This is a genomic window from Salinivibrio sp. ML323 (genome assembly GCF_001995745.1).
In the GTDB taxonomy this organism is placed as follows: Bacteria; Pseudomonadota; Gammaproteobacteria; order Enterobacterales; family Vibrionaceae; genus Salinivibrio; species Salinivibrio kushneri.
Genome location: NZ_MUES01000028.1, coordinates 1 through 14,595 on the forward strand (window position 1 = coordinate 1; position 14,595 = coordinate 14,595).

12 protein-coding genes and 1 pseudogene are annotated in these 14,595 nt (G+C 49.9%); 6 read left to right on the top strand and 7 right to left on the bottom strand.

Annotated features, from left to right (window positions below; translation table 11 throughout):
- Both BZG13_RS12730 and BZG13_RS12735 read left to right on the top strand, forming a co-directional pair.
- The coding region (locus BZG13_RS12730) for a transposase domain-containing protein (RefSeq protein ID WP_131825208.1) at window positions 1-170 on the top strand (170 nt) is incomplete at its 5' end.
- Between the two features lie 27 nt (window positions 171-197).
- A pseudogene (locus BZG13_RS12735) lies at window positions 198-632 on the top strand (helix-turn-helix transcriptional regulator); the annotation flags it as partial.
- On the opposite strand, the gene BZG13_RS12740 reads toward BZG13_RS12735, so the two are convergent.
- The 4 genes from BZG13_RS12740 to galE all read right to left on the bottom strand — a co-directional run bounded on the left by BZG13_RS12740 (window position 623) and on the right by galE (window position 4,097).
- Window positions 623-1,387 carry a PTS sugar transporter subunit IIA gene (locus BZG13_RS12740; protein WP_077486884.1) on the bottom strand — a complete coding sequence of 255 codons (765 nt, stop codon included), beginning with the start codon at window positions 1,385-1,387 and terminating at the stop codon, window positions 623-625. The pseudogene BZG13_RS12735 and the gene BZG13_RS12740 sit on opposite strands and share 10 nt — an antisense overlap.
- The gene (locus BZG13_RS12745) at window positions 1,384-1,689 is read right to left on the bottom strand and encodes a PTS fructose transporter subunit IIB (RefSeq protein WP_077460448.1); all 306 of its coding nucleotides are present in this window, start codon (window positions 1,687-1,689) and stop codon (window positions 1,384-1,386) included. Before BZG13_RS12745 ends, BZG13_RS12740 begins: the two co-directional genes overlap by 4 nt.
- 186 nt (window positions 1,690-1,875) lie before the next feature.
- Window positions 1,876-2,889 (bottom strand): sugar transferase, encoded by a 1,014-nt coding sequence (locus tag BZG13_RS12750; protein WP_077486885.1) that lies wholly within the window; start codon window positions 2,887-2,889, stop codon window positions 1,876-1,878.
- Between the two features lie 197 nt (window positions 2,890-3,086).
- Window positions 3,087-4,097 (bottom strand): UDP-glucose 4-epimerase GalE, encoded by a 1,011-nt coding sequence (gene galE / locus BZG13_RS12755; protein WP_077486886.1) that lies wholly within the window; start codon window positions 4,095-4,097, stop codon window positions 3,087-3,089.
- A 779-nt stretch (window positions 4,098-4,876) separates the two neighbouring features.
- On the opposite strand from galE, the gene BZG13_RS12760 reads away from it, so the two are divergent.
- The 4 genes from BZG13_RS12760 (at window position 4,877) to BZG13_RS12775 (ending at window position 10,847) form a co-directional block, all read left to right on the top strand.
- Window positions 4,877-6,232 carry a capsule assembly Wzi family protein gene (locus BZG13_RS12760; RefSeq protein ID WP_158074900.1) on the top strand — a complete coding sequence of 452 codons (1,356 nt, stop codon included), beginning with the start codon at window positions 4,877-4,879 and terminating at the stop codon, window positions 6,230-6,232.
- 54 nt (window positions 6,233-6,286) lie between these two features.
- Entirely contained in the window at window positions 6,287-9,019 is a 2,733-nt protein-coding gene (locus tag BZG13_RS12765) for an SLBB domain-containing protein (RefSeq protein WP_108743894.1), read from the top strand.
- A 430-nt stretch (window positions 9,020-9,449) separates the two neighbouring features.
- On the top strand, window positions 9,450-9,809 hold the full coding sequence (locus BZG13_RS12770) for a four helix bundle protein (protein ID WP_077486888.1): 360 nt from the start codon (window positions 9,450-9,452) through the stop codon (window positions 9,807-9,809).
- 75 nt (window positions 9,810-9,884) lie between these two features.
- Complete coding sequence (locus BZG13_RS12775) at window positions 9,885-10,847, top strand: Wzz/FepE/Etk N-terminal domain-containing protein (RefSeq protein ID WP_077486889.1); 963 nt, start codon at window positions 9,885-9,887, stop codon at window positions 10,845-10,847.
- 138 nt (window positions 10,848-10,985) lie between these two features.
- Here BZG13_RS12775 and BZG13_RS12780 read toward each other — a convergent pair whose 3' ends face one another.
- The 3 genes from BZG13_RS12780 to BZG13_RS12790 are packed head-to-tail and all read right to left on the bottom strand — an operon-like array spanning window position 10,986 to window position 14,588.
- Window positions 10,986-13,163: a YjbH domain-containing protein gene (locus tag BZG13_RS12780; RefSeq protein WP_077486890.1), complete on the bottom strand. Its 2,178-nt coding sequence runs from the start codon at window positions 13,161-13,163 to the stop codon at window positions 10,986-10,988.
- Window positions 13,160-13,906, bottom strand: coding sequence for a capsule biosynthesis GfcC family protein (locus tag BZG13_RS12785; protein WP_077486891.1), 747 nt, complete (start codon window positions 13,904-13,906; stop codon window positions 13,160-13,162). Before BZG13_RS12785 ends, BZG13_RS12780 begins: the two co-directional genes overlap by 4 nt.
- Entirely contained in the window at window positions 13,899-14,588 is a 690-nt protein-coding gene (locus tag BZG13_RS12790; RefSeq protein WP_077486892.1) for a YjbF family lipoprotein, read from the bottom strand. The genes BZG13_RS12785 and BZG13_RS12790 overlap by 8 nt, the downstream gene beginning before the upstream one ends.
- Between the last annotated feature and the right edge of the window lie 7 nt (window positions 14,589-14,595).

Genomic DNA, 14,595 nt, shown 5'->3' on the forward strand with positions numbered 1-14,595 from the left:
GAGCAAAAGCGAGTGCTAATCTGTATAGCTTGGTGATGACATGCCGTGCCAATGACATCAATCCCTATTATTACTTCCGGCACCTGTTCGCTGAATTACCCAAGCGGTCGCCATCGGACGATATGTCAGATCTGATGCCATGGTGTGTGGATCTCAGTGATGTCGAGTAGGCGTTCACCGGTTTATTAACCGCTTACCTTGCGAAAGAGCCCAACAAGCAGCTAACCGATGGGTATTTGATTAAGGCGTTGTTAGCCTACACCCATCAATTAGTTGATAAACCAATATTCAATGCCCACTCTCGCGGAGAAGATCTCTACCAGGGGATCTGTATTTACATTCAAGAGCATTACCAGCAAGCCCTTTCGCGTGCGGATATTGCCGCGCATTTCCACATCAGCCCGAGCCACCTGTCACGTTTATTTAAACAATATGGCCATATGACACTGGCAGATTACATTGTGTGGGTGCGCATTGACCGAGCCAAATTTATGTTGATGCGTTATGAGTTCCGATTAGTCGATATTGCCTGTCGTTGTGGGTTCAATGACGTGAACTATTTCTGCCGCGTGTTTAAAGCGAGAACGGGCAAGACCCCTTCTGAATATCGACGGCTCAGTCATCAATCCTGATCTAAGGCGGCATCTAGCATCGCAATTTGGGTAGGAATATCATTGCAGTGTATCAGCCAGCGCCGGAATGCGGATGAAGACAAACGGCGAGACAGGCGGCTGATGGCGCGTAGTATCGGACGCTCGATGTCGCTGGGGATCGCGATCGCAATACACAGTGAAACCGATTCTTGATKCAACCAGGTCATCGCAGGGTGGCAGCGAGTCATTATGATGGCGGGATGAGGGACGCTGCTATCAATAATATGAGGGAGTGCAACCTGATCGCCAAGGTAAGTGGATGAATGTGCTTCTCGTGCCATAAAAGCCGCATAAGCTTGCATTGATGTGTCTTTTTCCGCGACGCGTTCAACGATCTCCCTAAACAGCGATTCACACTGTGTCGCTTGGGTGTGTAATCCTTCAACGCGCAGATTTGGATGCGCGAAGCGCGATGGCGTGTCTAACGGATTGTTTGCGGCAGCAGTAAAGGCAGAGGTGCTGAGTAAATGCCAGTGCTTACTGACGTACTCAGCGAGCACTAAGCACATTAGCTCGGCATCTACTCCCTCAATCAGAAGCAGGCAAATATCATTGGGCTGGGTGCCCGTGGCAAGCATGGATAAGGTGTCGGTGGTCGCTGCTGTGCAGTCTTTGCTGACATTCACAAAGGTGCTTTTTCCACTAAACAGTGAGCATAGCCTTGCCAACTCGCTCATTTGCCAGCTGACTAAACCTTGCAGCGGCGCCGAAAAGCAAACAAATGCGCCCGTCATAGGGAAAGTTGCGTTTGTAGCGCCGCTTTCGCATCCGTGAGAACGTCTTCCATGGCAAGGCGAACAATGGTTGAGTGACTCAACCTTTCTGCTTTTTCTAGCTCGATATCAGAGACAATAACCACGCACTCTGCTTTCATGATCTCATCGAGTGATAAGGCATTTTCAATCCCCATCGCCCCTTGGGTTTCCACCTTTATCTGAATACCAAGACTTTTGGCGGCTTTCTCAAGCTGCTCAGCCGCCATGTAAGTGTGGGCGATACCTGTCGGACAAGCGGTAATTGCGACGATGTTGTTCATAGTGGTTGAAACGTCATTGTTGGTTGAGTAGTTAGAATCCCCCAGTGCTTGCATTGAGGTTCTTGCTTTTTCTGTACTCTATGTTCCGTCATCGGTATCCGGGATCTTGAATATGGAGAAGAGACTAGACGCTTCGCTTCTAGAAATTAGAAAAAGCTAAAAGCGGCTCATAAAATCGTCTCTAGCCTATCTCCCCATCCCAAACAGTACCGTCTTCACTGTCAACGCCAGGATCTTAAGCTCCATTTTCCAATTCTGGTGTTTGATGTAATACACATCATATTTATGCTTCCAAATCGCATCTTCTACAGAGGCACCATAAGGGTATTTCACCTGCGCAAGGCCGGTGACGCCGGGTTTTACTGCATGGCGGAACCGGTAGTAGGGGATCGACTTTTCTAACTCTGCAATAAACACCTCGCGCTCAGGGCGCGGGCCCACCAGTGACATCTCGCCTTTAAACACATTAATCAGCTGCGGTAGCTCGTCGATGCGGGTTTTACGAATAAAATTGCCCACTTTGGTCACACGCGCATCGTTTTTGGTTGCCCACTGAGCGCCGTGCTTTTCAGCATCGTTGCGCATGGAGCGAAACTTAATTACCTCAAATTCGCGGTTATATTGCCCCGTGCGGGTTTGTTTAAAAAACACTGGGCCGGGCGATTCAAGTTTGATAAGCAGTGCGGTCAGTAAACCAATAGGCAAAGCGAACAAACCAATACAGACTGCAAAGAAAAGATCAATCGCGCGTTTTTCGCGGCTGTTTTTGCGCACAGAGAGAATAGAAAAGGCTTTTTGGTGCAAAAAATAGCCGCTGTGGAGCAGTTCAGTTTCTGTGTAGCCTAGGGTGCGATCAAAATAGCTCACTAATGGCTCTACCCAAGCGCCAAGCTCGGTGGCGCCAATAAGAAACTGCTGCTGCTCACCGGATAGAAATGAGCTTCTAAAGTGACATAAGGTTTTGCCATTAAAGTCACGGATATCATAACAGTTGATACAGGCATTGATTTCGGGATGGCGATCTAACAATTCACTGAGTTTGGCGACATCGTCATCGGGGCAAAATACAAACAGCGAGCAGTGGCTGTAGTCACGCTGTGCGTGTTGCCATTGGTAAGCTGCCGCAGCGGTTGGCGCTTCGTTTAGATGCGATGTATCCATCTCGCGGGTTTGAATCTCGTTTTGTAAGGTATCTGTCATAATTATTAACTTACTAGCCAATTTACGAGGTTGGTTTTTAGTTGCAGCTTATTCAATCAGCGATGTCCGAGTTCATTTTTTGACGCTGTGAGCAGAACTGCTGACCGCATGTATTACATCGACTAATGATAACACACTGAGTGCTATTCCGAGCTATGAACTCAGGAAAGTACTCAGTGAAAGCGTCACTATTCGATCTATGCGTACCCATTCGGGTTTTTCGACTGCCAGCGCCAAGTATCCTCAACCATAGTTTGTAAATCGCGTGTCGCCTTCCAACCCAAGTGGGCTTCAGCATAAGTCGGATCAGCGTAGCATTCGGCGATGTCACCGGCGCGGCGGGGTTTAATTTCGTAAGGGATCGAGCGCTTCGCCGCGGCTTCAAAGGCATGCACCATTTCCAGCACACTGTTGCCTTGGCCGGTGCCGAGGTTAAAAATATGAGTGCCAGGTTGATGAGTCATTTTATCCAGCGCGGCTAAATGCCCATCGGCCAGATCGACTACATGAATATAATCACGTACGCCGGTGCCGTCAGGCGTGTCGTAATCGTTGCCAAATACGCCCAGCTTCTCACGTCGGCCCACCGCTACTTGTGCCACAAAAGGCAGCAAGTTATTGGGTGTGCCTTGTGGATCTTCGCCCAATAATCCCGATTCATGCGCACCGACGGGGTTAAAGTAACGTAGCAGGGTAATGCTCCAATCTGGATTGGCATGGTGAAAGTCCTGCAGGCATTCTTCCACCATTAACTTGCTTCGGCCATAGGGGTTAGTGGCCGAGGTGGGGAAGTCTTCTGTGATTGGCACCGATGCAGGATCGCCATAAACGGTGGCGGACGAGCTGAAAATGAGCGATTTGACGTTAGCCGCTTGCATTTCATTCACTAGGTTTAAGGTGCCGGCGACATTGTTGTCGTAGTATTTCAGTGGCTTTTCAACTGACTCACCCACGGCTTTTAATCCGGCAAAGTGGATCACACTGTCAATACTGTATTCAGCAAACACACGCTTTAAGAACGCACTGTCGCGGATATCGCCTTGCATAAAAGCCGGTCGCACGCCAGTGACTTGCTCAATTCGCTCGAGCACCATTTGTTTGCTATTGCATAGGTTATCGATAACAACAGGCGTGTGGCCTTGCTCAATCAGTTGAATGCAAGTGTGGCTGCCGATATACCCCGTGCCACCGGTGACGAGTACTTTCATGTTTTATCTGCTTAGTTTGTTACTCAGAGCTACCAATATGGACGACAGAATACGGAATATGGAGTGAGAAGGGAAGAGCTGGGAAAGAGACGAGACGCTTCGCTTCTAGAGACGAGAGACGAGAGACTAGAAACTAGATAGAGCAGATCGTGCTTGCATTGGGGCTCTTGCTCTTTCTGTACTCTGTATTCCGTCATCGGTATTCGGGATCTTGTATCTACAGGGCCTGTCACGATCCTTGCGAATTTTAACCACTAATGTCCGATGGCGCCGTGCAACGGGCGCGCAGCTGGCTTGGGTATTCATGATTCACATCGTGCTGGCGCTTATGCCGACCTACGCCAATGGTGCCATTAGTGCTTGTCCGACCTTGATTCGGGATATTGAATACGGCGAAGGTCGGGAAGCAGTTCCCAGGCCCTAGGGGAAGAGCGGAAAGCAGTTCCTAGGACCTAGGCCCTAGGAACTTTACCTACAGCACGATACGCTTTTTCCGTAATCCGTAATCCGTAATCCGTAATCCGTAATCCGTAATCCGTAATCCGTAATCCGTAACCCTCGAACCGTGATCTTTCCCATCCTTTTTTAACCTATCTTTAGCCAAGCGACAAAAACTGGTGGTTTTGCGTGCGCTTGGGTGGGTTTTTACTTTAAATGTCATCTTGTCTCTGTAGAATACGGCAGACATTACAGATGCACCGCTGGGCATGTTGGCCTGGCGAGAATGCCTACTGGATAACAGCGGACGTTAACAAGGCATGAGACGAGCAAAAATAACAATGCAGCATACAATCAAACACCAAGGTGGCGCTTGCGGTCGTATTGTCGGCGATGGTTGGCGTTATCTGGTGTGGTGGCTGGCTTTGGTCACAGCACCGCATGCGCTTGCCTCGCCTTGGCTTGCGCCGAATGATCCTTTTTTACGTGCCGATCTTACCGCATTGTCCGATGCCGGTGAATTACTTGCCCCGATTAATCACTACCCGTTACGCTGGTCGAGCTTTTACGATGAGGTGGCGCCAAAACGCCAGTTCACTCACGACGATACACGCCAATCGATGCTGAATACTGCCCGCCAACATGTCCGCTACCGGGCGTATGCCGCTAAGTTTAATCGCGCCCCCATTGGCTTTGATCTCCAGTGGGCCAATGAGCCCGCAACATCATTGAGTTATGGTGATACCCCGCGCCATGAGTGGCTGGTGGGGACGTATTACCAACATATGCGCAATCGCTTTGCCTTTAAGGTGGCAAACCAATACCGCCGTGATGCTAATGGCGACAAGGAATATACCTGGCAAGGCTCATATTTAGCGTTAAATGAAGGGCGTTGGCTGTTTACCGTGGGACAACTTGAACGCTGGTGGGGGCAAGGTTGGCRACATAATCTGATTTGGGGAAACCAATCGGCCCCTGCCACCAGTGCCTCGCTGAGTTATTTGGGCCAGGTCAATCCTGTGTTAGGTTATTGGTCGTTTGAGACTGTGTATCAGTTACCGGAAAAAACCGGATACGATGGCCATTGGGCGGGGCGTTTGGTGAGCCAGCCATTGCCGGCGTTTCAGTATGGTGTGACCTATCAGCGTTGGACAAACCCGGATAGCAGACGTGAAGAAAGTGAACAATGGGCCTGGGATGCTAAATTAGCATTGCCAGCTGGCACATTGCCGTTTGCGCATGCACTTTATGGTGAGCTTGCCAGTGATTATAAAGGTAATGAGCTTGCGGCCAGTCTAGTGGGCTGGAGCGGGCAAACAGAGCTGGCCGGACAAAGCGTGCGTGTGGTGCTTGAGCGTCAGCAAACGCATACTGGGTTTGAGACGGATTTACGCACTACGCCTGGTGTCGATCAGGCGGTGTCATCAACGCAGTTAAGTGGCAATAGCACCACTTATGGGTTGGCAGAAAGCCACTCGGCGGCTGCGTATGTGCAGCTGGCCAACGATCATGCCATAGCATTCACGGTGGCAGAGCGTGAGGCTGAGGATCAGCAATGGCAGCATGTGGATGTGAGTTATCGCTTACCAGCCTTTACTGGCATGGTAACACTAGGGGCCAGTCGCACGGATGGCGACGCGCCAAACAATGAACAGGATACAACGCGCTACTGGGTGAAGTATCAGCTGCGCTTTTAAGCTGACTCGGCAACCCTGACCGTTAAATAACAATAAAGATGGATTAGATTAAGTATGTTGGTGCTTTCATCATTCAAACCTCACAGACTGGCACGACACTGGCGAACAGCCGCTTGTTTGTTCACCCTGTGTTTTTCTTCGCTGACTGTCTCTACGGCCAGTGTTGCTGCGACCCCAACCGCGGCGCAAATGGCGCAATTTAAAAATTTGCCTAAGGCACAACAAGAGCAGCTTGCCCGCCAATATGGCGTTGATTTATCCGCGTTGGAGTCGGCGAATAATAACGGCAATGATGATAAGCAGCCTGCGCCGTCAACGCCAACAAGAATTGGTGGCACAGATAACGCCAACAGCACGAAACGCACCAGTTCGGCTAACAAGGGCGATGACGCGCAAGCCCTTAAACCTTTTGGTTACGACTTTTTAGCGGGTAACTCGGCCTCAATCAACACCTTTGAGGATTTACCGTTGCCCAGTGATTATTTGGTGGGCCCAGGCGATACCTTAGATATTCAAGTGTTTGGTAAAGAGAACCAAGAATACACCTTAACGGTAAAGCGCAATGGGTTTATCCATTTCCCTAAATATGGCCCGATGCAGGTTGCCGGGCAAACCTTCGGCGGGGTGCGCGCACAGATCAAAGCGATGTTTGCCGAGCGTGTGATTGGGGTGGATGTGAGCGTTGATATTGGTGCGATGCGTACCATGCAGGTGTATTTATCTGGCGATGTGAAGCAACCTGGCGCGTATAACGTTAATGGTCTCACCACCATTACCCAAGCGTTGCTTGCTGGGGGCGGGATTAAGCCAAGTGGCTCTTTGCGTGATGTTCAGTTAAAGCGCAATGGTACAGTGATTGCTGAGCTGGATTTATACGATTTATTACTCGCCGGCGACAGCAGTGATGATGTGCGCTTGTTAAAAGGCGACACCTTGTTTGTGCCATCGCGTGGGGCGCAAGTAGCTGTAGATGGCGAAGTTTTGCGCCCGGCCCTTTATGAATTGCGTAGCAATCATACCTTGGCCGACGTGGTGAATATGGCCGGCGGCGCGCTGCCTGAAGGTTATTTATCGAGCGTGAGTGTAAAACGCGTGACTGAATCTGGGGTGAAGCAATTTAGCCTAGATATGACGCAAGCGAGTGGGCAAAACTTTCGCATAAAAAATGGTGATGCGATTCAAATTGCGAAGAGCAATGATGCGCTCGATGATGCGGTGATCCTTCGCGGCGAGGTGGCGCGTCAGGGGGCCTATCATTTTGCCCCTGGGATGGCGGTGGCCGATCTGGTGACCGATACCAAGCGTGACTTAAAACCGAATGCGGACCTTGACTATGCGCTGGTCGTACGTGAAATCGATGCCGAGCGTCACATTCGTGTGTTGCAGTTTGATTTGGGCAATGCGATTACTTCGCCTAGCTCGGTAGATAACCTGCCGCTTAAAGCGCGTGATCAGGTGTTTGTCTTTAGTAATGGCATTGATAGCAAATTTTGGGATCAGGTCGATTTTGATGGGTTAGATGATCAACGTGCCAACCAACAGGCACGTCGGCAAGCAACCAATAATGCGAGTATGCAGAGCGGGAACGCTTATGCGACGGCTACACAAATTGACCCTGAAACCGGTGCTGAAGTGTCAAACGCACAGCAGCAAACCGAGCAAAAACTGGCTCAGGTGATCAGTGAGCGTAATGACGAGGAAGAACGATCGTTGCGCGAGCAGGAGCTTGAACCGATTATTGAACGCTTAAAAGAACAAGCCAATAACCGTTACAATGCGGCGATTGTGGAATTAAGCGGCGCGGTTAAATACCCCGGCGTGTACCCATTACCTGAAAACGCGCGCTTTGAACAGTTGCTGGCCGCTGCCGGTGGTTTAACGGAGGCCGCGTATTTAAAACAAGCCGAGATCACGCGTCGCGAGGTGATTGATGACCGACTCACCGTGCGCCACTATCCGATTAATGTGGCCAACGTATTGAACGGAAAAGGACACGCACTGAACATTCGATCGCAAGATCGGATCAATATTAAAACCAAGCCAAATTGGCATAAAAACAACACCATAGAGCTGCAAGGTGAAGTGCGCTTCCCTGGGGTATATGCGTTTGAGCGCGGTGAAACCATTCAAGATGTGATTGAACGTGCCGGCGGTTTAACCGAGTTTGCTTATCCCAAAGGCGCGGTATTTAGCCGCGAGCGGTTAAAACGCCAAGAGCGTGAGCGGTTAAAAATGCTTAATCGTCAGCTTAAGCAGGAAATTAGTAGTCTGGCGTTACGCCGACAGACCAATAGCGCGCAATATACCACCAGCCCCAGTGATGCGCTTTCACTGGCCGATGAGCTACAAAACGCCGAAGCGGTTGGCCGTATGGTGATCTCGCTGCCTCGTGCTCTTGAGGGTGATGATATCGCCAACATCATGCTAGAAAGTGGCGACAAGCTTTATGTGCCACCGAAAAATCCTGTGGTGAGTATTATGGGTGAAGTACAGTTTGCATCGAACCAGTTATTTGAGCCGGGAATGACGGTCAGTGACTATCTTGAATCGGCCGGTGGTACCAAGCAACAAGCGGATACCGACAGAATCTATGTGGTGCGTGCCGATGGCTCGGTGATGATGCCCAATAACAGCTATTGGTTTAGTCGCCAACAAGAAGACTTAGAGCCTGGCGACACCATTATCGTGCCGATTGACACGGATTATCTCGACGGCCTAAGCACCGCATCAACGGCTACGCAAATCTTGTATCAACTTGGCGTTGCATGGAAAGCGGTGAAGGATTAGAGCGGGAAGAGCAGAGGGCTGAGACTAGACGCTTCGCTTCTAGAAACTAGAAACTAGAAACGAGGGAGAGACTAGACGCTTCGCTTCTAGAAACTAGAAACGAGGGAGAGACTAGACGCTTCGCTTCTAGAAACTAGAAACGAGGGAGAGACTAGACGCTTCGCTTCTAGAAAATAGAGACTAGGAAAAGCTTAAAGCGGCTCATAAAATAGTCTCTAGTCTCTAGTCTCTAGTCTCTAGTCTCTAGTCTCTAGTCTCTAGTCTCTAGTCTCTAGTCTCTAGTCTCTAGTCTCTAGTCTCTAGTCTCTAGTCTCTAGTCTCTAGTCTCTAGTCTTTAGTCTCTAGGAGTGTCTCGCAGAAATGTAAAGATATAAAACACAAACAGTGGGTGAGTTGTATTCTTTGTCTCGAAGGCGAGAGAGGTCAACTTATGCTGTTTGAAAAACTGAGTGTTTGGCAACGCTCATCAAAATTAGCGTGTTCGGTATTTAGTACATTTGAACACAACAAGAACTTTGCACTTAAAGATCAAGTTTTTCGGTCATCCCTATCAATACCCTCAAATATTGCAGAAGGGGAAGAACGTGAAACATCAAAAGAAAAAGTTCGCTTTTACTACTACGCCAAAGGCTCATGTGGTGAATTGGTGACTCAGCTTCAAATCGCGATTAAAACCGGACAAATAGAACGAGAAGCTGGTTTGGCAATGGTCCGTGAAGCAAGAGAAATTGCAAAAATCCTTGCTAGCTTGATAATACGACACAAACGCGCACTCAAAGTAGCAACTTGAATAATCAAAGGAAGGTATGGCACCTGACTCATAGTTTCTAGTCTCTAGTTTCTAGTCTCTGTTGCCTCATGGTTTATGACTAAGCAAAATATCGAACACTACCCCTACCCGCCGCTTTCGCAGCCGGTGAATGACGATGAAATTGATCTCCGCGAGTTATTCGCCGCTTTATGGCAAGGTAAATGGCTGATCATCGCGTTGACGTTTTTATTCGCGGCGAGTGGGGTGGGGTACTCACTTTCTCTCCCTAATACCTACAAATCTGAAGCTTTACTGGCGCCGGCCAATGCGGAAGGTGGCGGTGGGCTGGCCAGTATGGCAGGGCAACTGGGTGGCTTGGCATCGCTAGCAGGCGTTGATTTAGGTAGCAGTGGCGGCAGTGATACAAAAATTGCGTTGGCCACGCTTAAATCGCGCCAGTTTATTGGCCAATTTGTGCACAGTCATGACTATGAAGTGCGGTTAATGGCCACTCAAGGTTGGGATAGAGACACGCAGCAGTGGGTGATTGATACTGAACGTTATAACCCTGACACCCAAACTTGGATTAAGCCCGAAGACGCACCTAAGCATAAACCCGCGGCACCAACGGATTGGGAGTTGTACAAGGCGTTTTCCGAGCAGCTGGCGGTGAATGAGCAAAAAGACAGTGGCCTTATCACCATCAGTTTTGAGTCGCAGTCGCCGGAGTTTGCGCAACAGGTGGTGGAGCAGTTGGTGCGTGATATTAATGCGCATGTAAAGCGCGATAAGCTGAACGAGACGCAAACCAATATTGGCTATTTGCGCCAGCAGCTCGAAAATACCAATTTAACGCAGATGCAGAATGTGTTTTATCAGCTGATTGAAGAACAAACCAAGAACTTAATGTTGGCTGAAGTGAAAGATGAGTTTGTGTTTGAGACGGTTGATCCAGCGATTGTGCCTGAAGAAAAGGCGGGCCCTAAACGCGCATTAATCTGTGTGTTAGCCACGCTGTTAGGTGGCATGTTAGGGGTAGCGGTTATGCTGGTGCGGTTTGCGTTTAACAAGGAATAGCCAACCCATTATTGCTTGTGATTAACCGCTTATCGTTTTAATACGATGAGCGCGATTAAAAAATATTGAAAAAAACGCCGAGGTTTATTTGCCTCGGCGTTTTTGTTTCACGGTGTTAGTTCATTTATCTCGCATTCGTTACTGATTGCTACGAGTAAACCATGGATTTCGGCCATCGGTTAACTGATACAGTGAGTATTTGCGGTTAAGTTTTTGTCCGCCATCACGCTGAAGTGGCTGCCAAGAGAGCCCGCCACGCGAGGTGGTAGGTTTTATTGAAAGCAAATCAAACGGGATCGAGACATAAAAGCCCTTGGTAAAGCTGCCTTCGCCAAATTCTTCCGCCGATAAATCGGTTTTGCTGGCGTACGCGCCCACGGTGATCCCACTATCAAACTGCTTGGCAATATCTACTGTCACGCCGACATCTTCTGTTAAATAGCGACCGGCGCTAATTTTGGCTAATGTGCCATTAAATAAGCCTAGCGGGTTTTGCCAGTAAAGGGTAGCGTGGCCGGTAGTGGTGCCGGTTTGTACCCGGAATCTTCGGTTGCCATTTTCTGCAGGTTGGTATTCGTTTTTAAATAGTCCAAACGCTGAGCCGGGCTCGCGTTGCTTAACGTAGTTGGCATCAAGCCCAATCGCGAACTGGCTATCCATGGGGCGGTAAAGCACTTCGCCGCCGACACCGGCAAACATGGTCTCTAAGTAGCCGCCATAGGTTTGAGTGTACCAGTTATCGCCAAAATGATCGAGGTAGGTCAGTTGCACATTGGTGACTCGCACTGTGTCTTCGAGATACTGGCGGTTAAGGGTGCGCACCCGCTTAAGATCGGTGCCATCGGGCGGCACTGTGTACTTAAATTTGTCGTAGGTATCGGCAATGTTGACATACACGCTAGACGAGGCAATAAAGTGATCGCCTAATCGGGCGGCGGCGTTGCCCGTCACGCCCAGTGAGTACATGTAAAAATCTTCTGAGCCGCCAAACGATTGCACAAACACAGGGGCGAGGCCGGCATCAAGATTATCGCGCTGGTTGGCTTTTTCAGTGCCCGAGGTGGGTTGCGGCTGCTGGCGCGTACGTGCATCGTCAGGGTTTGCGCCCACATAGCTGTTGGTGGCGACGGCGGCATAGGTGTTGGCATCAATCACGGTTTCAGTGATGGGCTGACGTTCGGCTTGGTCAATAATCCGGTATTGTTTGGCGTCAATGCCCGTGTTGGCAATCAGGGTGGCCGCGCGCATTTGGGCGGTATCTTGGTTGCGGTATTTGCTTTGAGTGCCTGCCACTGTGACGGTGTCGCCATCAAAGTGTACTTGGTTATCTTGATAACCAGCCACACTGGCAAGTTGGTGGCTCAAGGCTTGCCATTGGTCGTCGCTTAAGTCTGCTTGCTTGGCGGTTGGGCGATAGCTGGGTGCTTCATCATCAAGCCAAAAGGGGCTGACTTGATTAAAGTTGGTATGCAGGCTTAATCCCGCCGTGATCACCGCGCCGCGCTCGTAGGCTAACCGCGCGCTCCCCCAATCGCCAAAACGGTATACTGCCCCCACATTCCAAGGGCTGTTGACCTCCATCGGAATACCGGTTCTGGTGCTAATAAAATCGGCTTTGTAATCGTTACCGTCGTATTCAAGCTTTAGACTTAGCGGCGCATAGGGGGTTTGGTATTCCACCCCACCAAATAACGCGGTACAGCCAGTAAACATGCGGTTGACGTCAACACTGCCGCCTTTGCCGGAGTAGGTGGTGTCACGGCCACAATCCACCGATTGGTTTTTATCACCGGTAAGATTGGCGCGATTACCCATATAGCCCCAGCCAACGCCGAGCGAGAAATCAAACGGGCCGGCGCGTTTGGAGCCGACAATATATTCACCATCAAATAACCCTGTACCGCCAATATCTCGCACACCAATGGCCAGCTCGGGCAACCAGAAGCTTTCTTGCATCAGGCGTAATTTGGCATCAATGCTTTTATCCGTGTATTTTGTGTCGCCGCTGAAATCTTCACTATCACTATAAAGCAAGTCGTGAACCTGGGTATAACGGATGGTGGTTTCTAACCAAGGGAACAACTGAAGCGAGGTATTGAAGTGTATATAGTCTTCGTTATAGGTACTGCCCAAGGTAAATTCACCCTCGGGGGCGGTGCGCGCGGTGGGCATTTGCATCAGGCCTACACCGCCAAAGTCGGTTTGTGAGTGGATAAGCTCAGGTGCGTCAAAGCTGTCGGCAGAGACCGCCTGACTGACCGCAAGAGCGACCGCAGAGAGAAGCATGCGTCCGGATGCAGAAGAAAAATCCATCATGGTCGGATTAACCTATTTTGTAAATACGTCAGTGCGTGTTGATTGGGGTCGATGGTGTGACCTTTTATGGGTTTATACGCCAGGGGACGATAGATCACTGAACCGGGTAATATGTCGCGGTGCTGGCCATTCCAATAGGCGATAGGGTGCTGTGCGCGCTCGCCTGATGGACTGATCACCCATATTTTTGAATCGTGCCAAGCCTCTGGCGCCGCTTGCTTAAGATAGCTTTTGGCGGATAAACGCTCGTGCCAAGGGTAGCGCCCCGGTTGGCTGACACTGCCTAAAACCATGACGTGCGTCGGGCGCGTTGGTAGTTGYAAGTGCCAATTACCCTTTAACACCGGATTGGTATTTGGGGTTATACGAGTAATGTCTGGGTCTATCGCGCCGGGTATACGCTCGCCAACCGCCATTTTGTTGAGTGCCTGATAAAGCTTTTGCCATTGTTGACGCTGTTCGCCGGTGTGAACAGCGATTTGATCGCGTATGGGTTGGGGATCGTTAATGGCTTGCGCTTGTTGGCTTTTTAAGCGGTAAAGACCGGCCGCAGGCCAGTAGACATCATCTAGTGAGCGCTGCTGGGAATGCGTGATGGTTAATACGGCTTGTGCAAGGCGAGGTGGCTGAGTAAAAGAAAGCGCGGTGTCAGCGTCTGATGTCAGTGTATTGGCGGCCACGGGCATGGTTAGGATCATGGCAAGCCCGCAAAGACGGCACCATAGTGAACGGTGGTTAATCATGTGCGCCTCCCTGGTAGGGCTTGAGATGAGTGAGTGTCACTGCGGGCAAGTTGGGAGCGAGGTGCTGATAAGATTTAATCACTTTGCCTGTCTCTTTTGTGATCCAATAGTGATTGGTAAAATTGACATTGAGCGTCGGCAGGGTGACGAATTCATGGTATTGCACTGTGTCTATGTGTGTGCCGTTTACCGCGATAGTTTGCGGCTCGCCGCGCTTAAAGGTGGAGTCGGCACGATAACCACTGTGGTTGCCCGGTTGCCAGTCTAGGGTACGCGACCACTTGTGGGGCATTTGAATGGTGGCGAGTCCAATACTTAATGGATCAGGGCTATTCACCTGGGTGGCCGTGAGGTTGCCTTCTGCAAAGTTGACGGTTTTAACAATGCGACTGTTGCGGGTGACGATCATTTCATGTTTGCCCGAGAGCCATTTTAAATTTGGGCTTGGATGTTGGCTTGGCTCAGCAAAGGCCAGGACCATAAAACCACGTGGTCCGTTATCGAGTTGTGCATAAAGGCTGGCATAGGGCAGCGCGTTAATCTCGTCCCAGCTTTTTTCTGCATCAGGAAAGCCTTGATAGGCGAATTTAAACGAGTCACTGAGATCTTGGATGCGTTGTGTGCACCCAGAAGAGGCTAGCGCAATACATATTGCCAAAATCGCTTGATTGATTTGAGTCATAAGTGGT